At 66.4% G+C, this 22,322-nt stretch carries 22 protein-coding genes; 5 read left to right on the top strand and 17 right to left on the bottom strand.

Features of this window, described 5'->3' with window-relative positions; translation table 11 throughout:
- Positions 1 to 2: 2 nt before the first annotated feature.
- The 4 genes from G6N42_RS03155 to rplS form a co-directional block, all read right to left on the bottom strand.
- Positions 3 to 308, bottom strand: a complete 306-nt coding sequence (locus G6N42_RS03155) for a DUF2469 domain-containing protein (RefSeq protein ID WP_083125914.1) — start codon at positions 306 to 308, stop codon at positions 3 to 5.
- A 47-nt stretch (positions 309 to 355) separates the two neighbouring features.
- The gene (locus G6N42_RS03150; RefSeq protein ID WP_163725943.1) at positions 356 to 1,099 is read right to left on the bottom strand and encodes a ribonuclease HII; all 744 of its coding nucleotides are present in this window, start codon (positions 1,097 to 1,099) and stop codon (positions 356 to 358) included.
- 9 nt (positions 1,100 to 1,108) lie between these two features.
- Positions 1,109 to 1,960 (bottom strand): signal peptidase I, encoded by an 852-nt coding sequence (gene lepB / locus G6N42_RS03145; RefSeq protein WP_163725941.1) that lies wholly within the window; start codon positions 1,958 to 1,960, stop codon positions 1,109 to 1,111.
- Between the two features lie 86 nt (positions 1,961 to 2,046).
- Positions 2,047 to 2,388, bottom strand: coding sequence for a 50S ribosomal protein L19 (gene rplS, locus G6N42_RS03140; RefSeq protein WP_006242158.1), 342 nt, complete (start codon positions 2,386 to 2,388; stop codon positions 2,047 to 2,049).
- Positions 2,389 to 2,696: 308 nt separating this feature from the next.
- Here rplS and G6N42_RS03135 point away from each other — a divergent pair, with 308 nt between their 5' ends.
- Complete coding sequence (locus tag G6N42_RS03135; protein ID WP_163725938.1) at positions 2,697 to 3,614, top strand: serine hydrolase; 918 nt, start codon at positions 2,697 to 2,699, stop codon at positions 3,612 to 3,614.
- A gap of 29 nt (positions 3,615 to 3,643) precedes the next feature.
- Here the strand turns inward: G6N42_RS03135 and trmD are convergent, their stop codons facing one another.
- From trmD to rpsP, 4 genes are read right to left on the bottom strand one after another with little or no spacing between them, the layout of a single operon-like run.
- Complete coding sequence (trmD, locus tag G6N42_RS03130; protein WP_163736899.1) at positions 3,644 to 4,321, bottom strand: tRNA (guanosine(37)-N1)-methyltransferase TrmD; 678 nt, start codon at positions 4,319 to 4,321, stop codon at positions 3,644 to 3,646.
- A 14-nt stretch (positions 4,322 to 4,335) separates the two neighbouring features.
- Positions 4,336 to 4,851: a ribosome maturation factor RimM gene (gene rimM, locus G6N42_RS03125; protein WP_163725935.1), complete on the bottom strand. Its 516-nt coding sequence runs from the start codon at positions 4,849 to 4,851 to the stop codon at positions 4,336 to 4,338.
- A 43-nt stretch (positions 4,852 to 4,894) separates the two neighbouring features.
- On the bottom strand, positions 4,895 to 5,137 hold the full coding sequence (locus tag G6N42_RS03120; protein ID WP_003881089.1) for an RNA-binding protein: 243 nt from the start codon (positions 5,135 to 5,137) through the stop codon (positions 4,895 to 4,897).
- Between the two features lie 10 nt (positions 5,138 to 5,147).
- Positions 5,148 to 5,672 (bottom strand): 30S ribosomal protein S16, encoded by a 525-nt coding sequence (rpsP, locus tag G6N42_RS03115; protein ID WP_163725931.1) that lies wholly within the window; start codon positions 5,670 to 5,672, stop codon positions 5,148 to 5,150.
- Between the two features lie 211 nt (positions 5,673 to 5,883).
- Here rpsP and G6N42_RS03110 point away from each other — a divergent pair, with 211 nt between their 5' ends.
- The gene (locus tag G6N42_RS03110; RefSeq protein WP_163725921.1) at positions 5,884 to 6,366 is read left to right on the top strand and encodes a nuclear transport factor 2 family protein; all 483 of its coding nucleotides are present in this window, start codon (positions 5,884 to 5,886) and stop codon (positions 6,364 to 6,366) included.
- 3 nt (positions 6,367 to 6,369) lie between these two features.
- On the opposite strand, the gene G6N42_RS03105 is transcribed toward G6N42_RS03110, so the two are convergent.
- A complete protein-coding gene (locus tag G6N42_RS03105; protein WP_163725918.1) occupies positions 6,370 to 6,789 on the bottom strand; it encodes a nuclear transport factor 2 family protein in 420 nt (139 codons plus the stop codon).
- A 45-nt stretch (positions 6,790 to 6,834) separates the two neighbouring features.
- Between G6N42_RS03105 and G6N42_RS03100 the strand changes: the two genes are divergently transcribed.
- Together G6N42_RS03100 and G6N42_RS03095 are read left to right on the top strand one after the other, a co-directional pair.
- On the top strand, positions 6,835 to 7,713 hold the full coding sequence (locus tag G6N42_RS03100; RefSeq protein ID WP_163725916.1) for a D-alanyl-D-alanine carboxypeptidase family protein: 879 nt from the start codon (positions 6,835 to 6,837) through the stop codon (positions 7,711 to 7,713).
- A gap of 105 nt (positions 7,714 to 7,818) precedes the next feature.
- Positions 7,819 to 8,619: a D-alanyl-D-alanine carboxypeptidase family protein gene (locus tag G6N42_RS03095; RefSeq protein WP_163736896.1), complete on the top strand. Its 801-nt coding sequence runs from the start codon at positions 7,819 to 7,821 to the stop codon at positions 8,617 to 8,619.
- 120 nt (positions 8,620 to 8,739) lie between these two features.
- On the opposite strand, the gene G6N42_RS03090 is transcribed toward G6N42_RS03095, so the two are convergent.
- The 7 genes from G6N42_RS03090 to ftsY form a co-directional block, all read right to left on the bottom strand.
- Entirely contained in the window at positions 8,740 to 9,834 is a 1,095-nt protein-coding gene (locus G6N42_RS03090) for a metal-dependent hydrolase family protein (RefSeq protein ID WP_163725913.1), read from the bottom strand.
- A gap of 2 nt (positions 9,835 to 9,836) precedes the next feature.
- Positions 9,837 to 11,387 carry a signal recognition particle protein gene (gene ffh, locus G6N42_RS03085; protein ID WP_163725910.1) on the bottom strand — a complete coding sequence of 517 codons (1,551 nt, stop codon included), beginning with the start codon at positions 11,385 to 11,387 and terminating at the stop codon, positions 9,837 to 9,839.
- A gap of 36 nt (positions 11,388 to 11,423) precedes the next feature.
- Positions 11,424 to 11,621 (bottom strand): DUF4190 domain-containing protein, encoded by a 198-nt coding sequence (locus tag G6N42_RS03080; RefSeq protein ID WP_286201661.1) that lies wholly within the window; start codon positions 11,619 to 11,621, stop codon positions 11,424 to 11,426.
- A gap of 203 nt (positions 11,622 to 11,824) precedes the next feature.
- Positions 11,825 to 14,302, bottom strand: coding sequence for a [protein-PII] uridylyltransferase (locus tag G6N42_RS03075; protein ID WP_163725908.1), 2,478 nt, complete (start codon positions 14,300 to 14,302; stop codon positions 11,825 to 11,827).
- Between the two features lie 80 nt (positions 14,303 to 14,382).
- Positions 14,383 to 14,721 carry a P-II family nitrogen regulator gene (locus tag G6N42_RS03070; RefSeq protein ID WP_006242172.1) on the bottom strand — a complete coding sequence of 113 codons (339 nt, stop codon included), beginning with the start codon at positions 14,719 to 14,721 and terminating at the stop codon, positions 14,383 to 14,385.
- A gap of 6 nt (positions 14,722 to 14,727) precedes the next feature.
- Complete coding sequence (locus tag G6N42_RS03065; RefSeq protein ID WP_163725905.1) at positions 14,728 to 16,119, bottom strand: ammonium transporter; 1,392 nt, start codon at positions 16,117 to 16,119, stop codon at positions 14,728 to 14,730.
- 172 nt (positions 16,120 to 16,291) lie between these two features.
- Entirely contained in the window at positions 16,292 to 17,629 is a 1,338-nt protein-coding gene (ftsY, locus tag G6N42_RS03060; protein ID WP_163725902.1) for a signal recognition particle-docking protein FtsY, read from the bottom strand.
- Positions 17,630 to 17,678: 49 nt separating this feature from the next.
- Between ftsY and fni the strand changes: the two genes are divergently transcribed.
- Positions 17,679 to 18,716 (top strand): type 2 isopentenyl-diphosphate Delta-isomerase, encoded by a 1,038-nt coding sequence (gene fni, locus G6N42_RS03055; RefSeq protein ID WP_163736890.1) that lies wholly within the window; start codon positions 17,679 to 17,681, stop codon positions 18,714 to 18,716.
- 14 nt (positions 18,717 to 18,730) lie between these two features.
- Here fni and smc read toward each other — a convergent pair whose 3' ends face one another.
- Positions 18,731 to 22,318, bottom strand: a complete 3,588-nt coding sequence (smc, locus tag G6N42_RS03050; RefSeq protein WP_163725899.1) for a chromosome segregation protein SMC — start codon at positions 22,316 to 22,318, stop codon at positions 18,731 to 18,733.
- Positions 22,319 to 22,322 lie beyond the last annotated feature (4 nt).

The raw sequence follows: 22,322 nt of genomic DNA, 5'->3' as shown, positions 1-22,322 counted from the left end.
GCTCACTCCGGCAACCGCAGCTCGGGCTTTTCCACCTCTTCGATGTTGACGTCCTTGAAGGTGATGACCCGAACCTGTTTGACGAAGCGCGCCGGACGGTACATGTCCCACACCCAGGCGTCGCCGAGCCGCAGCTCGAAGTACACCTCGCCCTCCGTGTTGCGGGGCACCAGTTCGACGCTGTTGGCGAGGTAGAAGCGCCGCTCGGTCTCCACGACATAGCTGAACTGCCCGACGATGTCCTTGTATTCGCGGTAGAGCGAGAGCTCCATCTCGGTTTCGTACTTTTCGAGATCCTCGGCACTCATCGGCTCAGTTCCTTCACATACGCGTTCATCGCGACTCCAATCCTCCCCTACCCGAATCGGCTCTGCTGTTCGGGTTCGGCGTCGAATTCTGTGTCGAGCCCGATGTCGGGTACCAACACCGGGCCCATCTCACTCTCGACCGTCACCAGCCGTCGCACGTTGATGAAGGAATACCGATGCTCGCGGCACGGGCCCAGCTCGGCAAGCGCTGCGCTGTGCGCCGGGGTGCTGTAACCCTTGTGCTCGGCCAAGCCATAGCCCGGATGCTCGGCCTCCATCTTGACCATCAGCCTGTCACGACTCACCTTCGCCAGCACACTGGCCGCCGCGATACACGCCGCGGCCGCGTCACCGCCGACCACGGGCAGCGACGGGACCGACAGACCCGGCACCCGGAAGCCGTCGGACAGCACGTACCCCGGGCGCACCGACAGGCCCGCCACGGCACGTCGCATGCCCTCGATGTTCGCCACGTGGACCCCGCGACGATCGACCTCGGCCGTCGGGATGAAGACCACGTGGTAGGCCAACGCGTACCTGCGGATCAGCGGAAACAGCCGCTCACGCTCCCTGGCGTTGAGCTTCTTCGAGTCATCGAGCGCCGCAAGGCTGTCGAGCCGGTTCGGCCCGAGCACACATGCCGCCACCACAAGCGGGCCCGCGCAGGCGCCGCGGCCCACCTCGTCGACACCCGCCACCGGTCCCAGCCCACTCCGGTACAGCGCGGACTCCAACGTACGCAGGCCAGCGGATTTCCGGATCACCGTCCGCGGAGGCCATGTCGCCGGCAACTGAAACTCCTATTGGGTCTGCGGGTTCACACTTCCCACGCCGCCCCATCGCGACGGCGGCCAGGCGATGAACTGTGCCTTTCCGATCACATTCTCGATCGGCACGGTGCCCGCCTCCGGGTCACCCGTACACAACAGGCCGCGTTGCGCGTCCCCCGGGGTGTTGGTGCAGTGCGCGCGCGAATCGGCGGAATGCGTGCGGTTGTCGCCCATCACCCAGACCTTGTCCTCGGGAACCGTGACCGGTCCGAACTCATTGCCAAGGCACGCGGCGTAGGGGTTGGAGGGCGCGACATTCATCGTGGTGTAGTCGAGATACGGCTCGTCGAGGCGCTTGCCATCGACCGTCAGCCCCGTGTTCGTTCGGCACTCGACGGTCTGCCCTCCCACCGCGATCACACGCTTCACCAGGTCGTTCTCGTCGGGTGGGACGAAGCCGATGAAGGACAACGCATTCTGTACCCAGCGCACCGCGGTGTTGTCGGAGCGAATCGACTTGTAGCCGATGTTCCAGTTCGGTGGACCTTTGAAGACGATGACGTCACCCGGTTCCGGTGAGGAGAACCGATATGTCAGCTTGTCGACCAATATGCGGTCACCTGTGCAGCCGGCGCAGCCGTGCAGGGTGGGCTCCATCGACTCCGACGGAATCAGGTACGGGCGCGCGACGAACGTCAGCATGACGTAGTACAGGACAAGCGCGATCGTGATCAGTATCGCGAATTCGCGCAGCGCGCCGTGCTTCTTCTTGGGCTCGTCGGCTTCGTCTTCCGGAGCCGCCCCGGCGGCGACATCGGAAACCGAATCGGAGTCCTCGGACGCGAGGTCGATGGGCTCATCGGGGTCGGTGGATCCACTCACCGCATCAGGGTAGCCACCGCGGCGCTCGTCACCGCGATCATCGGCTGCCACGCGTCAGTACCGGGCGTGTCGGCCGAGTGCGCCGGTCAGCGCTTCTCCTTGATCTTCGCCTTCTTGCCACGCAGTTCGCGCAGGTAGTACAGCTTGGCGCGGCGCACATCGCCACGTGTGACCACGTCGATGTGGTCGATGTTGGGCGAATGCACCGGGAAGGTCCGCTCGACACCCACGCCGTAGCTTTCCTTGCGCACGGTGAAGGTCTCGCGGATGCCGCCACCCTGCCGGCGCAGGACGACGCCCTTGAAGACCTGGATACGTTCCTTGGAGCCCTCGATGACCTTGACGTGCACGTTCACGGTGTCACCGGGGCTGAAGTCCGGGATGTCGTCGCGCAGCGACGCCTGATCGACGAAGTCCAGCGTGTTCATCGGTGACACATCCTTGCTGTCGGCGGCCGCGGGCGTGGTCGCGAAATCAATCGCGTCGCCGAGCCGATCTTTCGGGTTTCGGGGTGTATCTCGCAGCGGACGGAGAGGCTCAAGGTCCCCGACCGGCACAGACAACTGCTCAATTGTGCCAGATGGGCCCCCGTCCGGAGAAATCCGGTGATGAACCGCTCCCGAACGCGCCCGCGGTCTGACCAAGCGTCGGCTACCAGAGACGGTTAGGCTGGATAACAGGCTACGGCGGAGTAGTTAGCCCGACACCCAAATCCAGGACAGCGTCAAGGAGGGTCATGCGACGCGGGCCGTCGAAACTGGTCACGTCACTCGCCATCGCAGGCGTAGCGGTGCTGTCCGCGAGCGGGTGCGAAGCCCGGGTGTACGGAACTCCCCCGGAATCCGCGCTGACGGTCGTCGTACCGCAGGGCAGGATGGCGCCGCTGCCCGAAGCCCCACCCGACGAACCCGCCGCCACCTTCGGCGGACTGCGTGACCGCACCCGCCAAGCCATCGCCAACGCCGCCAAGACCGGCGCCCAGATCTCCGTCGTGATGCTGGATCGCAACACCGGCGAAGTGGTATCGGGCGGGGACGATGCGTCGTTCCCCATCGCATCCGTGGTGAAGCTGTTCATCGCCGACGACCTGTTACTGCAGGAATCCAAAGGTGAGACGGAGCTATCAGCCGCCGATCGCAGGTCGCTCGACGTGATGCTCAGATCGTCGGACGACAGTGCGGCCGAGAACTTCTGGAACCGCAGCGGCGGAAGCGACATCGTCAACCGCGTCGCGGCACGGTACGGGCTGGCGAACACGAAGCAGCCGTACAACGGCAAATGGGACCTCACCACGAGCACCGCGGGCGACCTGGTCCGGTACTACGACAAATTGCTGAGCGGTAGCGGCGGGCTACCGCCGGAGCAGGCCAACGTCATCATGGCCAATCTCGCGCAGTCGACGCCGACGGGGATCGACGGTTACCCGCAGAGGTTCGGCATTCCCGAGGGGTTCGATGCCGAGCCCGTCGCCGTCAAACAGGGGTGGTTCTGCTGTTGGAGCGGCGCCAACCAATTGCATGTGTCGACGGGTGTCATCGGCCCCGAGCGTCGCTACGTCATGGCCATCGGATCGCTGGATCCCAGCGGCGAAGCGGCCGCGCGCGATCACGTCACCCAACTCGTCAAGACGATGTTCCCCGGCGGCCGTATCTAGCTCTGGCCGAGTCGGTCTCCTGACGGCGCTCAGTCCAGCAACTCGGGGCGGCGCTCACGGGTGCGTTGCAGGCCCTGCTCGCGTCGCCACGCTGCAATCTTGGCGTGGTCGCCGGACAGCAGGACCTCGGGCACGTCGAGTCCGCGCCAGCTCGGCGGCCGAGTGTAGCTCGGTCCTTCCAAGATCCCGGCAGAATGCGAATCATCTTGGTGCGAAGCGGGATTGCCAAGCACGTCCGGCAGCAGACGCGCGACCGCTTCGATCATGACCAACGTCGCGGACTCACCGCCCGGCAGCACGTAGTCGCCGATCGACACTTCTTCGACGCGCATCCGGCGGGCCGCATCGTCGGCGACCCGCTGGTCGATGCCTTCGTACCGTCCGCAGGCGAACACCAGGTGCTTTTCGTTGCTCCACCGCTGGGCGTCGGCTTGGGTGAACAGCCTGCCCGCGGGCGTCGGGACCACCAAAAGGGTTTCGTCGGAACATAATTCGTCGAGCGCCTCACCCCATACCGGAGCCTTCATGACCATCCCCGGCCCACCACCGTAGGGCGAGTCGTCGACCGAGCGGTGCACATCGTGGGTCCAGCGGCGCAGATCGTGCACCGCCACCGAGAAGATTCCAGCCTCGATCGCCCTGCCCGGCAACGACTGTCGCAGCGGATCGAGATATGCCGGAAACACGGTCACCACATCGATTTTCAGACCGCTGCTCATCGTCATTCCAGTTCCAGCAGACCCTCGGGCGGGTCGATCTCGATCACCTGATCCGCCAGTGACACCGACGTCACGATCGCGCCGACGAACGGGACGAGTACCTCACGATCGCCGGTTCGTACCGAAAGCAACTCGCCGGCCGGGGTGTGCAACACCTCCGCGACCGCGCCGACGTCGGCTCCGGCGGTGGTTCGGACCCGCAGCCCCTCCAGCTGATGGTCGTAGAACTCGTCGGGATCGTCGATCGGCGGCAGGTCCGCGGAATCGACGAGGAACAGCGTGCCGCGCAACGCGTCAGCGCCGTTGCGGTCGGCAACCCCGTCGAGCCGGACCAGCAGCCGCCCACCGTGCGGACGCGAAGCGTCGACGGTAAAGCGCTGTTCGGTTCCGCCTTTGATACGAGCGCGCAGACTCGTTCCGGGCGCGAAACGGGTTTCCGGGTCGTCGGTGCGGACGTCGACGACGACCTCGCCGGTGATCCCGTGCGCTCTGACGACCCGCCCGACAACCAGGTCCATAACTGCCCCGATCCCCGAGTCGCTTCGCTCCAGCCCGCCGTACCTATTGGTCGGTGTCCACCACGTCGACGCGAATCCCACGGCCCCCGATGCCGGCCACCAACGTGCGCAGGGCGGTCGCGGTGCGTCCGCCGCGGCCGATGACCTTGCCGAGGTCGTCGGGATGGACGTGCACCTCGACGGTGCGCCCGCGGCGACTCGTGACCATGTCGACCCGGACATCGTCGGGGTTGTCCACGATTCCGCGAACCAGGTGCTCGACGGCGTCGACGACGACTGAGCTCACAGCAGGGCCCTCAGCTCTCAGTTGACGAGGACTCGTCCGAGGAGCCAGCTGCCGACGACTCGGGTGCAGCCTCGGCAGGCGCGGCCTCGGCATCCTCGGCGGGCGCCGCGTCAGCCGTCTCGGCCTTCTCTGCGGCCTTCTTGGCAGGCGCCTTCTTTTTCTTGGGCTGTGTCGCCTCGCCCGACGGTGCGCCGTCGGCTTCGGCCAGCGCCGCGTTGAAGAGGTCCAGCTTGCTGGGCTTGGGTTCCTTGACCTTCAGCGTGCCCTCGGCACCGGGCAGACCCTTGAACTTCTGCCAGTCGCCGGTGATCTTCAGCAGCTGCAGCACGGGCTCGGTGGGCTGGGCGCCGACGCCGAGCCAGTACTGTGCCCGCTCCGAGTCGATCTCGATCAGGCTCGGATCTTCCTTCGGGTGGTACCGGCCGATGACCTCGATCGACCGACCATCACGGCGGGTGCGCGCGTCAGCGACGGCGATGCGGTATTGGGGATTGCGGATCTTGCCAAGCCGAGTCAGCTTGATCTTGACAGCCATGTTGAACGACTTCTCCTGTGATTGCCACGCTGCAATTCAGCGATGCCCGCGGATTGCGCGCACCCGGTTTTGCCTTACGTGTGTGACCGCCACACAAGCGCCCAGCGGGAAGCCGGAGGCGGATCGCTCAGAGCGGGTCGCGTGGCAGACAGCCGCCCATTCTGCCAGAACAGCCCCTACCGGTGGAAATCCGGTCGTTACCCTCTCGAATGTGGACGCCGCCGACACCCTGCTCGAGATCGAAGCCATCAAGCAATTGAAGGCACGCTACTGCCGCTTCCTGGACACCAAGGACTGGCAGGGCTGGCGCGGCGTCTTCGCCGACGACTTCCACAGCGACACCTCACCATCAGGCGGCAAGGTGATCGACGGTGCCGACGAGTTCGTCGCGTTTGTGCGCAAGACCCTGGAGAAGCAGCCGACGGTGCATCAAGTGCACGCCCCGGAGATCGAGTTGACCTCGGCCACCACCGCGCGAGGGGTGTGGGCCCTCAACGATGTCGTCCGGCTGGCGCCGGGGCTGAATCTCGATGGCTACGGCCACTACCACGAGACCTACGAGAAGATCGACGGCCAGTGGCTCATCACGAGTTCGACGTTGACCCGCCTTCGCACCGACTTCTTCAATCCGCTGTTCTCTGTGCGCATTTCGGACCGGCTCACCCGGGCGGCGGCCAAGCTGGCACGCCGCTAACCGCTACAACAGCTTGTCGAAGCACTTCTCCTCGACGCGCTTGCTCATTCGCCAGCCCTCTGCGGTGCGGACGAACTCGTCGACGTACCAGATGCCGACGAACAGGATCTGCTTCTCTTCGGCGTTGAACACCATCGGGTTGAAGCAGATGGTTTTCGATGATGCGGAGTCGCCGTCTATGCGGACGTCGAAATTGCCCAGCATGTGGTAGTAGGCCGGGAAGTTCGGAAGCACTTCCTTGAGCCACGCCTTGACGTCCGGAAAACGCCCGTCGATCCCACCGGTGACGCGGTAGTCGATGTAAGCGTCCGGGGTGAAGACGCGATCAAGGTTGTCGAATTGCTTCTGATCGATCGCGTTCGAGTAGTCGATCATCAGCTGCTGTATCTCGAATCGATCCGATATCTCTTCCAAGCTCAACATGAGTCGATTGAACACGATCACTCTGCGGGGATAGGCTCACCCGTCATGCGGAAGATTCTCGTCTGCATTGCGACCGCGCTGTGCCTGGTCGCCGGGGGGACCGCCGTCGCGTCGGCGGTGCCCGCCGGCGTCATCCAGCCATCGGGTTCGGTGCCCATCCCCGAAGGCCCCGCTCAGGCGTGGATCGTCGCCGACATGGACAGCGGCGCGGTGCTGGCGGCCCGCGACGAGTACGGCCAGTTCGCACCGGCGAGCACCATCAAGGTGCTGCTTGCGCTGACGGTGCTCGACGAACTCCCGCTCGACGCGACAATCGTGGCCAGCGAGGCAGACACCAAGGTCGAATGCAACTGCGCAGGCGTGGCTCCGGGCATGGTCTACACCACACGCCAGCTGCTCGAGGCGCTGCTGCTGGTTTCGGGCAACGACGCCGCCAACACCTTGGCGAGCATGCTCGGCGGTCAAGACGTCGCCGTGATGAAGATGAACGGTAAGGCGGCGCTGCTCGGCGCGTACGGCACCAATGCCGGCTCACCGTCGGGTCTCGATGGTCCAGGTATCGACATGTGGTCCTCGCCGCATGACCTCGCAGTGATTTTCCGCGCCGCCATGGGCAACCCGGTGTTCGCGCAGATCACCGCACAGCCGACGGCCGTCTTCCCCACCAAGACCGGCGACAAGGTGCTGGTCAACCAGGACGAACTGCTCAAGCGCTATCCCGGCACCCTCGGCGGCAAAACCGGCTTCACCGACATTGCGCAGAAGACGTTCGTCGGTGCAGCGGGCCGCAACGGCAGACGCCTGGTCATCGCGATGATGTTCGGTATGGACAAGCCCGGGCAGCCGACCTACTGGGACCAGGCCGCCAGCCTGCTGGACTGGGGCTTTGCACTCGATCGGAATGCGACGATCGGCAGTCTTTAGCCGACGCAAAGTTGCTGAATCGCAACACGTTCGAGACCGCGACGGGGAACGCGCCGGTTACGCTCGGCGTTCGTGCGAAAGTTGTTGGCCGCGTTGGTGATCACAATGTTCTCTCTGTGTTCGACCTACGCGGTGGCGACGCCTGCCGCGGCCCAGCCCGGCATAGAGCCGTCGGGGGCTGTCGCGTTGCCGGAAGGACCGGCGCAGGCGTGGCTGCTTGCCGATCTGGACACCGGCGCAATTCTGGCCTCCCGCAACCCAAATGAGTCACACGCGCCCGCGAGCACCATCAAACCGCTGCTGGCGATGGTGGTGCTCGACCACCTGCGGCCGGACAACTTCGCCCGCGCCAACTCGTCACATACCGAGGTCGAGTGCTCGTGCGTGGGATTGAAACCCGGGCAGCCCTATACGGTCCTCCAGCTGCTGTCGGCGCTGTTGATGGTGTCGGGCAACGACGCCGCCAACATGCTGGCCGACATGCTCGGCGGGCAAGGTGTCGCGATCCCGGCGATGAATCGCAAGGCGGCCGGCCTTGGTGCCCGTTCCACCAGGGCCTCGTCGCCGTCGGGGCTGGACGGCCCCGGATGGGAATCCACCACCACGCCATTCGACCTGGCGTTGATCTATCGCGCGGCCCTGAAATATCCGCTCATCGCGCAGATCATGCAGTCGCAATCGGCACAATTCCCCGGCAAGACGCTGAGCAACCAGAACGAGCTCCTGACCCGCTACCCCGGCACGTTCGCGGGCAAGACCGGGTTCACCAACCTCGCCCGCGAGACCTTTGTGGCCGCCGCACAACGGGGCAACCGTCGTCTCGTGGTGGTGGAGATGTACGGCACCGGCGATCTGTACGGCCAGGCGATACGCCTGTTCGACTGGGGATTCGGCCAACCGCGCTGACGCGTATTCGGCGCGCGAACCGACCCTCAGGGTTGGTAAGCGCGCCGAATTCACCAGGAATGCGGCGCACCAGTACGTCAACGACCTCATCAAATCGCATCGGTATCTGCGCGACGTCTACTAGCGGTAGACCCTGCCCCGCAGGATCACCACATCGGGCGCACTGACGACGGCAGCGCCCTGGCGGGGATCGTCCCGGTAGCAGACGAGATCGGCCGAGGCCCCGTGCTCGATGCCGGGGCGGCCCAGCCATTCGCGGGCGGTCCAACAGGCCGCGCCCAGCGCCTCGGTCGGGCTCATCCCGATGCCCTTGAGCGCGTCGATCTCATCCGCGATGCGGCCGTGAACCACCATGCTGCCCGCGTCGGTGCCCGCGAAGATCGGCACGCCCGCCTCCCGCGCGGCAGCGATGCGCGACGGGCACTTCTCGTAAAGATCTCGCATGTGTCGGGCATAGGCCGGGAATTTCGTTGCGTTGTCGGCGATTCCGGGAAAGTTCTCGATATTGATCAGCGTCGGCACCAGCGCAGTGCCGTGTTCGACCATCAGCTCGATGGTGTCATCGGTCAGGCCGGTACCGTGCTCGATGCAATCGATGCCTGCCCTGATGAGCCCGGGCAACGCGTCCTCGCTGAACACGTGCGCCGTGACGCGGGCGCCGTTGTCGTGGGCCGCCTCTATCGCCGCCTTCAGCACATCGTCGGACCACAGCGGCGCCAGATCGCCGACTTCGCGGTCGATCCAGTCGCCGACGAGCTTCACCCACCCGTCGCCGAACCGCGCCTGTTCGGCGACGGCGTCGGGCAGTTGGGACTCGTCCGCCATTTCGATCGCGAAGCCGCGCTGATAACGCTTGGGCCTGGCGAGGTGGCGGCCCGCGCGGATGATCCGCGGCAGGTCGTCGTGATCGTCGAGGCTGCGGGTGTCGATGGGTGAGCCCGCATCGCGCAGCAGCAGGGCGCCCACGCCGCGTTCCGTCTCAGCCTGGCTGATGCACTCGTCGATGGTGTCGACAGGGCCGTGCTCCCCGAGGCCGACGTGGCAGTGCGCATCGACGAGCCCGGGCAGGATCCAGCCGTCCGCTCCGTCAGCACCGAAGACGGTCTGGGCGTCCTGCACCGGTTCGGCACTGAGCATGCCGTCGACGATCCACCACTCGACAGGTTGTTCATCGGGCAGCCCGCGACCGCGTACGTGCAGTGGTGGCTGAGGCATGCCTAGTTCTGGCCCGGGAACTTGAACTTCGAAAGGTCGATGTTGGCGAGACCGGGGGGAAGTTCATCCAGTCCCTTGGGCATATCGGAAAGGTCTGGGAATCCGGCAGGCATTCCCTGACCCAGCGGATTGCGCACCTTGGGTGGCGTCGGCCCGCGACCGCCCTTCTTGCCCTTCTTCTTGTTCTTCGCCGCCTTACGAGACGATCCCTTGCGGCCGAAGGGCATACCCATCTGACCGGCCATCGACGACATCATCTTGCGCGCCTCGAAGAACCGGTCGACAAGCTGGTTGACCTCACCGACCGTGACCCCGGATCCGTTGGCGATACGCAGGCGACGCGAACCGTTGATGATCTTGGGGTCCGCACGCTCGGCGGGCGTCATGCCACGGATGATCGCCTGCAACCGGTCGAGCGACTTGTCGTCGACGGCTGCCAGCGCGTCCTTCATCTGGCCCGCACCGGGCAGCATGCCCAGCAGATTGCCGATCGGGCCCATTTTGCGGATCGCCAGCATCTGCTCGAGGAAGTCCTCCAGCGTGAGTTCGCCGCTGCCGATCTTCGCGGCGGCTTCCTCGGCCTGTTGCGCGTCGAAGACCTGTTCGGCCTGCTCGATGAGCGTGAGCACGTCGCCCATACCCAGGATCCGGCTGGCCATCCGGTCGGGATGAAAGACATCGAAATCCTCGAGCTTCTCGCCAGCGGACGCGAAGAGGATCGGCACACCGGTGATCTCGCGCACCGACAGCGCGGCACCGCCGCGCGCGTCGCCATCGAGCTTGGTCAGCACCACGCCCGTGAAGCCGACCCCTTCGCGGAACGCCTCGGCGGTGTTGACGGCGTCCTGACCGATCATCGCGTCGAGCACGAAGATCACTTCGTCGGGGTTGACGGCGTCGCGAATGGCGCCGGCCTGCCGCATGAGCTCCTCGTCGATGCCGAGGCGGCCCGCGGTGTCGACGATGACGACGTCGTGGTGCCTGGCCTTGGCCTCGGCGATACCTGCCGACGCCACCGCGACCGGATCGCCGGGCGCCGAATCGTCGGATCCCTCGGCGGTGCCGGGGTGGGGCGCGAAGACGTCGACACCGGCTCGCTGGCCGACGATCTGAAGCTGGTTGACGGCACCGGGCCGCTGCAGGTCACACGCCACGAGAAGCGGCGTATTCCCTTGTTCTTTAAGCCATTTGGCAAGTTTGCCGGCGAGCGTGGTCTTACCGGAACCCTGCAGACCCGCCAGCATGATCACCGTCGGCGGGGTCTTCGCGAACGCCAGCCGGCGCGTCTCCCCGCCGAGAATGGCGATGAGTTCCTCGTTGACGATCTTGACGACCTGCTGCGCGGGGTTCAGCGCGCCCGATACCTCGGCCCCCTTCGCGCGCTCCTTGATGCGTGCGACGAAGTCGCGCACCACCGGCAGCGACACGTCCGCTTCGAGCAGGGCCAACCGAATCTCGCGGGTCGTCGCGTCGATGTCGGCGTCGGACAACCGCCCCTTGCCACGCAGCCCCTGGAGGGCGCCGGTCAACCGGTCGGAAAGCGATTCAAACACGCGGTCCAGCCTAACTTCTTCCAGGCGGCACCCGGGTCAGCCGGGTCTTCTCAGCGCATTCGACACGTCGACGATCGACGCCACGGCGAGGATTGGGAACAGCGCCAGCAGCACCGTCCCGACGTAGCCGATCGCCAGGCCGACAACGGCCATTCCCCGGCCGTCCTGACCGATTCTCTCGATCTGCCTCAGCGCCACGTGCCCGAAGACGATGCCTAGCGGCGCAAGTACCAGCGCCGGGACCAGGCCGTTTCGGCGTGTTGCGGCGCGCTACGCCCCAGGCCGCGACCAACAGAACGAGAGTGTCGACCATCAGCACCGGTCGATCCACAGAACCGGGTTCGAATACGAGGAGAACGAGAGCATTGCCGCGGCGCCGACATCGGTGACCGTCGCTGCAGGGGCGACCCTGCACCAATCCCCCGTGGTCAGTACAACTAGCTGGCTTCCGAAACCGGTTTCGCGGGCGCGGGGGTCGGCAGGATCGCGTACAGGTCGCGCTCGAGCTCGGCCCGAACGGCATCGCCGTCTCCGACGGCGGTGATTCCGAACAGGTCGACCACCGACGAACCCAGTGTCGTGACCTTCGCCCAGGCGATGTCGACGCCGTCGCGCTCGAACACCGCCGTCAGCCTCGCCAACAGGCCGGTGCGGTCGGTGCTGCGGATCTGTACCACCAGCTCGCCCGGGGCCGCACCTTCGGACCACAGGATCCGTGGCGGGGCGACCACATGGTTGATCGGCACCGCGTCCGGCACTTCGCCCGCTCGCGCCGTTCCGTATTGCGCGGCGTCGCGATCACGCTTGTCCAGTGAGGCAAGCGCGTCGAGGTCGCCGTCGAGGGCCAAGATCCACTGCTGCCGCAACAGTTCGGCCGCCGGTGGAGCACCGAAATGCGGCGACACGACGAAGGTGTTGATCGCCGAACCCGCGTGTCCGTTGACCGAGGCCGAATGCACCCGCAGCGAGTTGAGCGCCAGCACCCCCGCGGCCTTGGACAACAGTCCCCGGCGGTCCGGCGCGATCATCGTGATGTTGTAGATGTGGGGGCTGTCGGCAGGCGTGATCTCGACGTGTATACCGACCTCGGCGGCCAGCGAAAGATACCGGGGATCAATGGGATCGGGCTGCGGCAGTGGGTCACCGGCCATCACCAACCGGCAGCGGTGCACGAGATCGCCGATGAGCGAGGCTTTCCAATCGCCCCACACCCCGGGTCCGGTGGCCAGTGAGTCCGCCTCGGCAAGCGCGTGCAGTAGTTCGAGCACGACGTGGTCGCCGTCGAGTGCGTTGACCACCGACGCAATGGTGTTGGGGTCCTGCAGATCGCGCCTCGTGGCGGTGTGCGGCAACAGCAGGTGGTGGCGCACCACCTTGGACAGGATCTCCACATCCGACGGCCACAGGCCGAGTCGGGTGCCGATTTGAACCGCGAGCTCGGCACCGATGATGCTGTGGTCGCCGCCGCGGCCCTTCCCGATGTCATGGCAGAGCGCACCGAGAACCAGCAGATCCGGCCGCGACACCCTGGTGGTGAATGCGCTGGCTCGCGAGACGGTCTCGACGAGATGACGGTCAACTGTCCAGATGTGAACGACGTCGCGCGGCGGGAGGTCGCGCACGGCGCCCCATTCCGGAAAAAGCCTGCCCCACAGACCCGTTCGATCAAGTGCCTCGATAGTGGCCACGGCCGCGGGACCCGCGCCCAGCATGACGAGCAGGTCTTTGAGCGCCTGGCGAGGCCACGGGGTACGCAGCTCGGGTGCGGTTTCGGCGAGGCGGGCCAGCGTGGACCCCGCCATCGGCAGGCCGGTGTTGGCCGAGGCGGCCGCCACGCGCAGGATCAAACCCGGATCACGTTCGGGACGGGCGTCGCGGGCAAGGATGACTTCGCCGCCGAACTCGATCACGCCTTCGTCCAGGGGTCGGCGCGCGGGCCTGCGGAACGCCGAGAGTCCGCGTCTGGGAAGTGCGTTGCCTGCGGTGCGAATTCCGGCGTCGACGTAGAAGCTGATGGTGCGGGCGGCGTCGGAGAGCATGCGCGCCAACTCGAACCGGTCGCCGATCTGCAGCGCGGCGCCGATCTCGTCGGCATGCTGGGCGAGCAACAACTCCCGGCCGCGCCCAGCCACCCGATGCAATTCGGTGCGTACGTTCAGCAGCGTCATGTGCGCCTCACCGAGAGTTTCGGTGGGCGACGCCAGGGATCGGCTGGGATAGACATCGGCGAGCTGGGCGATCGCCAACGCGTTGAGCAGTTGAACGTCGCGCAGGCCACCGCGTCCGCATTTGAGGTCGGGCTCGGCGCGGTGGGCGATCTCGCCGCTGCGCTGCCACCGCGCCCGGGTGTGCTCGACGAGTTCGTCGAAACGCGAAGCGACGCCGGTACGCCACTGCCGCCGCGCTCCCCCGATCAACAGGGTCGACAGATCCGCATCGCCCGCGATGTGCCGCGCTTCGAGCATGGCCAGCCCCGCGGAGATGTCTTCGCTGGCGACGGTCAACGCCTCGGGTACCGTGCGCACACTGTGGTCGATGCGAATGTTGGCGTCCCACAACGGGTACCACAGCAACTCGGCGACCTGGCCCACGACATCATGCGGCATGTTGTCGTGCAGCAGTGTCAGGTCCAGATCCGAATAGGGCACCAGCTCGCCGCGGCCCAACCCACCGGTCGCGACGATGGCGAAGCCGCTGGTGGGCGTGATGCCGATCTCGGTGGCCTTTGTGGTGAGCCAGAATTCGTGCAAATCGAGCAGCGCGTCGCGTAACGCAGCCGAATCCAGTTGCCGGGGACCGTTGGTCAGTAGCTGTTCGGCGGCGGCGGAAAGGTCGGTCGCGGGTCGTAACGAACCCGCCGCCGGGGGTTCCCATCGAGGGGCCCCGGCGGCGGAATCTGGTTTCTGCTCAGTCATTTCGTGTCCTCCCCCGGCCCTTACCTTCAAACATTCACGGTGCAACGGCCGGGCGACGACGTCTTATTTCGTCAGGCTGGTCAAAGGGCGTCCGTTCCACGTTCACCGGTGCGCACCCGCACGACCGTGTCAACGGGACTGACCCACACCTTGCCGTCGCCGATCTTTCCGGTGCGTGCGGCCTGGACGATCACGTCCACGACCTTGTCCACGGCGGAATCATCGACCACGACCTCGACCCGAACCTTCGGAACGAAGTCGACGGAGTACTCGGCGCCGCGATACACCTCGGTGTGGCCCTTTTGGCGACCGTAGCCCTGAACCTCGCTGACGGTCATTCCGAGAATTCCGGTCTGCTCGAGTCCGGTCTTGACGTCTTCGAGCGTGAACGGCTTGATGATCGCAGTAATCAGCTTCATATCCCCTTATTCCTCTCCGCCGTGACGTCCGAGGACCGAACCGCCACCGACAGCTGCAAAGTCGTAACCGCTTTCCGCGTGTTCGCTCTCGTCGGCACCAGCAGCCTCTTTTTCTTCGCTGAGTCGCAGCCCAATCGTGAATTTCACGATGTAGGCCAAGATAGCTGTCCCGATCGCACTGTAGAGCAGAACCGCCCCGGCGCCGACTGCCTGACGCCATAGTTGGTCGACTCCGCCGCCGTAGAACAGACCGGCCACTCCCGCACCGGCCTCTGGGGCCGCCACAAATCCGATCAACAACGTGCCGACGATGCCGCCCACCAGGTGAACACCGACCACGTCGAGCGAGTCGTCATAGCCCAGTTTGTATTTCAGGCCGACCGCCAGAGCGCACAACGAACCTGCGACCACACCGATGACGAGTGCACCCAGGACATTGACCGCTGAACACGACGGAGTGATGGCGACCAGACCGGCCACCACACCCGAGGCCGCACCCAGCGATGTCGCCTTACCGTCGCGAATGCGCTCCGTGAGCAACCACGCCAGCATCGCCGCCGCCGTGGCCACCGTCGTGGTGACGAAGGTCGAACCGGCGAGGCCGCCGGAGGCGCCGGCCGAGCCCGCGTTGAAGCCGTACCAGCCGAACCACAGCAGACCGGCGCCGAGCATGACGAACGGCAGATTGTGCGGGCGCATAGGGGTGTTCGGCCATCCCTTGCGCTTTCCGAGGATCAGTACGAGAACCAGTGCGGCGGTGCCTGCGTTGATATGGACCGCTGTGCCGCCTGCGAAGTCGACCGCCGCCAGTTTGTTGGCGATCCAGCCACCGGTCTCCGCGGTGCCACCGTCGAACGAGAACACCCAGTGCGCGACCGGGAAGTACACGAAGGTGACCCAGAGGCCTGCGAAGAGCAGCCATGCGCCGAACTTGATGCGGTCGGCCACCGCGCCCGAGATGAGGGCGACGGTGATGATCGCGAACATCAACTGAAACGCGACGAACACCGAGGCCGGCATCGTGAAGACCAGCGGAATGAGGGTCTCCGGCACCGCCTCGACAGCCTCCACGCCCGGGGCCGCGGCGATCGCCTCGACCGCGGGGGCGGCGTTACCGCCGATGAGGCCCTTCAGTCCGAAGAACTGCGTCGGGTCGCCGACCACATTGGAGACGTCGTTGCCGAACGCCATCGAGTAGCCGTACAGCACCCACAGCACCGTCACCAAACCCATGGCGCTGAAGCTCATCATGATCATGTTGAGCACGCCCTTGGCCCGAACCATGCCTCCGTAAAAGAAGGCCAGGCCCGGCGTCATCAACAAGACAAGCGCTGCGCTTGCCAGCATCCACGCGGTATCACCGGTGTCCGGTATACCGAGGGTCGGGAATCCATCCACTCGCAGTTTCCTCCTTCGACATGCCACGGCCGCAACGCTTTACGACCGTTGACCTGGTCCAAGACTTTGCTGAGTGGTTGTTTCGTCGAAGACGCCACGGTGTTTCACTCGTGTGAACGGATGGACGCTGGACGTTTCGTCGGTGTTACATCACGTGTTTTGCGGCCGCTGACTAACCGAGCAACGCGTCGACGAACGCCGCCGGCTCGAACGGAGCGAGGTCGTCCGGTCCCTCGCCCAGACCGACGAGTTTGACGGGCACACCCAACTCCTGTTGCACGCGGAACACGATCCCGCCTTTCGCGGTGCCGTCGAGTTTGGTGAGCACCACGCCGGTGATGTCGACGACTTCGGCAAACACGCGGGCCTGTGGCAGACCGTTCTGGCCGATCGTCGCGTCGAGCACCAGCAGCACCTCGTCGACCTCGGCGCGACGGCTCACCACGCGCTTGACCTTGCCCAGTTCGTCCATCAGGCCGGTCTTGGTGTGCAGGCGCCCTGCGGTATCGATGACGACCACGTCGGCACCGGTTTCGACGCCGACGTCGACGGCGTCGAACGCCACCGAGGCGGGGTCGGCGCCCTCGGCTCCGCGTACGACCTGCGCGCCGACGCGAGACGCCCAGCTCTGCAACTGGTCTGCTGCGGCCGCGCGGAAGGTGTCGGCCGCACCCAGGACGACACGGCGTCCGTCGGCCACCAGCACCCGAGCCAGCTTGCCGACGGTCGTCGTCTTGCCCGTGCCGTTGACGCCGACGACGAGCAGTACGGACGGTTTGTCGGCGTGCGGAAGCGCCCTGATGGACCGATCCAGGTCGGGCTGCAACTGGTCGATCAAGACCTGGCGCAGTACCCCGCGGGCGTCCGCCTCGTTACGCACCTGGCTGCTGGCCATCCGCGCACGCAACGCCGCGACGACCGAATCCGTCGCCGCAGGACCCAGGTCGGCGATCAGGAGGGTGTCCTCGACGTCCTGCCAGGAGTCTTCGTCGAGGTCGCCGCCGCCGAGCAGGCCGAGCATGCTGCGGCCCAGCGTGCTCTGCGACTTGGCGAGGCGACCCCGCAGCCTCTCCAGCCGGCCCTCCGCCGGGGCGATCTCGTCGAGTGCAGGCGCTGCAGGCTCGGCGGGCGCTTCAGGCGCGGCAGGGGCTTCAGGCTCCGCGGGGGCCGCCGGTTCGGCGGGGGCTGCTGGCGGTTGTTGGACGACCGGCGGCTCCGGCAGCTGGACGTCGGCGATCACCCGCTTCGGGGCGTCCCGGGGAATGGTGGCATCATCGCCGACGGCGGGTAGTCCGTCGGTATCGATCCGTTCGACCGGCTCAGCGGGCGCTGCTTGCGAGAACGTGATGGTGGACGAGGCGGTGTAGCCGCCCGAGCGGTCGAGAGGAGTGGCGGTGTCCTTGGACGACAAACTCACCCGTCGGCGCCGGTACCGCACCAGGCCCACGACTAGCGCGGTCACGAGGAGAACGGCGATGACCGCGAACGCGATCCACAACTCGACAGTCACCACGTCATTGTCTCAGGAGGGGTAGCCGGTGACGCTCGGCCCCGGTGGCATGGAAACCCGCAAACGACGTCACATCGACGTGTGCCTCGGCGATGCGGTCGAATTCCAGACGGTGACGACGGGGTTCGAGCGCTATCGGTTGCCGTACAACGCGCTCACCCAGACCGACCTCGGGTCCATCGAATTGGCGACCGAGTTCCTAGGCGTCCACTTGCGCGCGCCCGTGCTCATCGGCGCGATGACCGGTGGCGCGGAGTTGTCCGGCACCATCAATCGCAACCTCGCCGATGCGGCCCAGCAGCTCGGTGTCGGGATGATGCTGGGCTCGCAGCGCATCATGCTCGACAACGGTCCGGCGTCCGCGACGTTCCGGGTCCGTGACATCGCGCCGGATGTACTGCTGATCGGCAACATCGGACTGAGCCAACTGACCGCGCAGACGGTGCAGGCACTGGTCGAGGCGTTGGATCGGATCGACGCCAACGCCCTTGCGGTGCATACCAATCCGTTACAGGAAGCCATGCAGCACAAGGGTGACACCGACTTCTCGGGTTCGATAGGACGCCTTCGCGACATCGCGGCAGCCATCGGATACCCGGTGATGGTCAAGGAAGTCGGCCACGGCATCGGGGCCAAGGCCGCGGCCGAACTCTCGGACTGCCCCATCGCGGCGGTCGACGTAGCAGGCGCGGGCGGTACCTCGTGGGCGCGCGTAGAGCAGTTCGTCCGCTACGGCGAGATCCGGTACCCGGCGCTGGCCGAGTGGGGCATTCCGACCGCACAGGCACTTGTGGAAGTGCGGCGCACACTGCCCGGAGTTCCGCTGGTCGCCTCCGGCGGCATTCGCACCGGGATGGACGCGGCCAAGGCGATCGCATTGGGTGCCGACGTGGTGGCAGTGGCGCGACCGTTGCTGGCGCCTGCGATCGAATCGTCTGCCGCCGTTGTGGATTGGCTGCAGCGCTTCATCGACGAACTGATGATCTGTTTGCACGGCAGCGGCGCGGCCAACCTTGCCGAACTCCGCGAGGGCGGCGTCACCCCCTGTGATTTCGGTGTCGACAGTCGCGGTGAGCGCGACCAATGACACCGAAATCGCTATCAGTTGGCGGCGCCGACGAGTTCCTGGCCGCGCATGCGCTGACTGATCACCGCGGTGATGCCGTCGTCGCGCATCGTCACGCCGTAGAGCGCGTCGGCGATCTCCATCGTCGGCTTCTGGTGCGTGATGATGAGCAGCTGCGACTGGCTGCGCAATTGCTCGAAAAGCCCCAGCAGGCGGCGCAGGTTCACGTCGTCGAGTGCGGCCTCCACCTCGTCCATCACGTAGAACGGCGACGGCCGCGCCCGGAAGATGGCCACCAGCATTGCGACGGCGGTCAGCGACTTCTCACCACCCGACAGCAGTGACAGGCGCTTGATCTTCTTGCCCGGCGGGCGGGCCTCCACCTCGATGCCGGTGGTGAGCATGTCGTCGGGGTTCGTCAGCAGCAGCCTGCCCTCGCCGCCGGGGAACAACGCCGAGAACACCTGCTGGAACTCACGTTCCACATCGACGTATGCCTCGGAGAACACCTGCAGGATGCGGGCGTCGACATCGTCGATGACGTCGAGCAGATCCTTGCGGGCCGCCTTGACGTCCTCCAGTTGGGTGGACAGGAAGTTGTAGCGCTCCTCCAGTGCGGCAAACTCCTCCAACGCCAGCGGATTCACCCGGCCCAGCTCGTTGAGTTCGCGCTCGGCCTTCTTGGCGCGACGTTCTTGGGTGGGCCTGTCGAACGGCATGGGCGCTGGCGCCATCACCTGCTCGCCGCGCTCGCGCGCCTGCTCGTACTCAGCCATCTCGAGCTCCGACGGAGGGAGCCCGACATCGGGGCCGTACTCGGCGACCAGATCGGCCGCCGCCATTCCGAACGTCTCGAGGACATGCTCCTCGAGCTGTTCGATACGAAGTGCGGCTTGCGCTTTGGCGATCTCGTCGCGGTGCAGGGCGTCCGTGAGAGCATTGATCTTGGCGCCCAGCTCGTTGACCTCCTCGCGCGCCTTGGCCAATGCGGTTGCCCGGTGCTGACGTTCGGCCGCGACGTCGTCACGCGCCCGCGACGCGACCGCCACCGCCGCACTGAGCCGCTGCGCGACCAGGCGTCCAGACTCCGCCACGGCGGCCGCGACTGCGGCGGCGTGCACGCGCGCCTCCCTGGCACGCTGTGCACGCAAGCGGGCATCACGTTCGGCGGTAGCCGCCCTGCGCATCGAATCGGCCCGGCCGCGAACGGCGTTCGCTCGCTCTTCGGCCGTCCGCACGGCCAGCCGGGCCTCCACCTCGGCAGCGCGGGCAGCCTCGGCGGCCGCCATCGACTCCTGGCGATCGACCGGTTCGGATTCGAAGGTCGGCTCCTCTTGCGCGTTGTGCAGTCGCTGCTCCAGCTCGGCGAGCTCCTGGACCGTCCGATTGCGGCCGGCCTCGAGTTCGTCGCGCTGCCGGATCAGCCGCTGCCATTCGTCATCGGTCGCGCGGGCATCCTGGCCGAGCCGCCCGAGCTGTTCGTAGACCGCCGAGATCGCCGCGTCGGACTCGTTGAGCGCGGCCAGCGCCTGCTCGGCGGCGTCCTGGCGGGTGGCCTGCTCGGCCAGTGCACCGGCCAGCGCGGCCGACAGTTCGCCGGTCTGTTTCTCGGCGGCCCCCAGTTCAGTCCGGGCCTTCTCGACCTCCGACGCGATCTCCAGCGTGCTGGGCTTACGGTCGGACCCGCCGGTCACCCAGCCCGCGCCGACCAGATCACCGTCGGCGGTCACCGCCTTCAGCTGCGGACGCGCTGCGACCACGTCGAGCGCGGCGGAAAGGTCACTGACCACCGCCACACCCGACAGCAACGCGGTGATCGCCCCTTGCAGTCGGTCGGGGGCGTCGATGAGATCCAACGCCCACTGCGCGCCCTCGGGCGGCAGGCCCGCGTTCGGCACCGAGGGGTGCGGCCAGTCGCCGAGCACGATGGCCGCGCGGCCGCCGTCAGACTGCTTCAACGCGATGACAGCCGACTGCGCCGCACCCGAGTTCTCGGCGGCGACCGCATCCGCAGCAGCCCCCAGGACGGCGGCGATCGCCACCTCGTAACCCGGGCGCACCTTGACCAGATTGGCGATCGATCCGAAAAGCCCTGCGCCACCGTGGTGTTTCTGCAGCCACGCGGCGCCGTCCTTGCGGTCCAAGCCGACGGACAGCGCCTCGATGCGAGCACGCAACGAGGCCACCTGACGTTCGGCGCCACGCTCGGCTGCCTGCAGTTCGGCGACCCGCTCGTCGGCGAGACGCAATGCGGTGACGGTGCGGTCGTGGTGCTCGTCGAGGCCGACCTCGCCGGCATCGAGTTGGCCGACTCGACTCTGCACGGTCTCGAACTCCGCCTGCGTTTGCTGGGCTTTGGCTGCGGCCTCGTCGATCCCGACGGTCAGCCGTGCGACGGTCTCGTCGATCGACTCGACGCGGGTGCGCATCGTGTCCACCTGGCCGGCCAGCCGGGCCAGACCTTCACGGCGGTCGGCCTCGGCGCGGACGGCGGCCAGATGGGCGCGTTCGGCTTCTGCGGCGACACCTTCGCGCTCACTGAGTTCGGCGCGGGCGGCTGCCAGGCGCGTCCGCGATTCGTCCAGCTCCTGAAGCAGTCGGCGCTCCTGGGCGGCGACCTCTTCGGCCTTGGCCTCCAGCTCGTCGGGATCGGGGCCAGTCGACGCTTCGGGCTCGGTGTCCAGGTGCTGGGCCCGCTCGCTGGCGATGCGCACCGTGGCGCTGACCCGTTCGGCTAACGCCGACAGCGAAAACCAGGTCTGCTGAGCCGATTCCGCGCGCTCGCTGAGGCTGCTGACCGCCGACTCGTGCGCGTTCAGCTCGACGGTACGCGCCTCGAGCCGCGCCGCCAGATCGTCATGTTCGCGACGCAGCGTCGTCTCGGTCTGGTTGGTGTTCTCGAACTCCGCCTTGCGGACGACGAGGTCGTCGGCCGCCAGCCGCAGCCGGGCGTCGCGCAGGTCGGCCTGGATGGTCTGGGCGCGGCGAGCCATCTCCGCCTGTCTGCCCAGCGGTTTGAGCTGACGGCGCAACTCGGTCGTCAGGTCCGTCAGCCGCGCCAGGTTGGCCGACATCGAGTCGAGCTTGCGGACGGCCTTTTCTTTGCGCTTGCGGTGCTTGAGGACACCCGCGGCCTCTTCGATGAATGCGCGCCTGTCCTCGGGGCGGGATTCGAGGATCTCGGAGAGCTTGCCCTGTCCGACGATCACGTGCATCTCGCGGCCGATGCCGGAGTCGGACAGCAGTTCCTGCACGTCCATCAAACGGCAACTGGCGCCGTTGATCTCGTACTCGCTGCCGCCGTCACGGAACATCCGGCGAGTGATCGACACTTCGGAGTACTCGATCGGCAGCGAGTTGTCGGAGTTGTCGATCGTGACCGTCACCTCGGCGCGGCCCAGCGGCGGGCGCGACGACGTGCCTGCAAAGATGACGTCTTCCATCTTGCCGCCGCGCAGAGTCTTCGCACCCTGTTCGCCCATCACCCACGTGAGCGCGTCGACCACGTTCGACTTGCCGGACCCATTCGGGCCGACGACACACGTGATGCCTGGCTCGAAGCGCAGAGTCGTCGGCGAAGCAAACGACTTGAAGCCCTTCAGGGTCAGACTCTTGAGGTGCACGACG

The organism is Mycobacterium gallinarum (genome assembly GCF_010726765.1).
GTDB lineage: Bacteria > Actinomycetota > Actinomycetes > Mycobacteriales > Mycobacteriaceae > Mycobacterium > Mycobacterium gallinarum.
The sequence above is the reverse complement of the archived record's forward strand: the minus strand, read 5'-3'. Positions and strand labels throughout refer to the sequence as shown.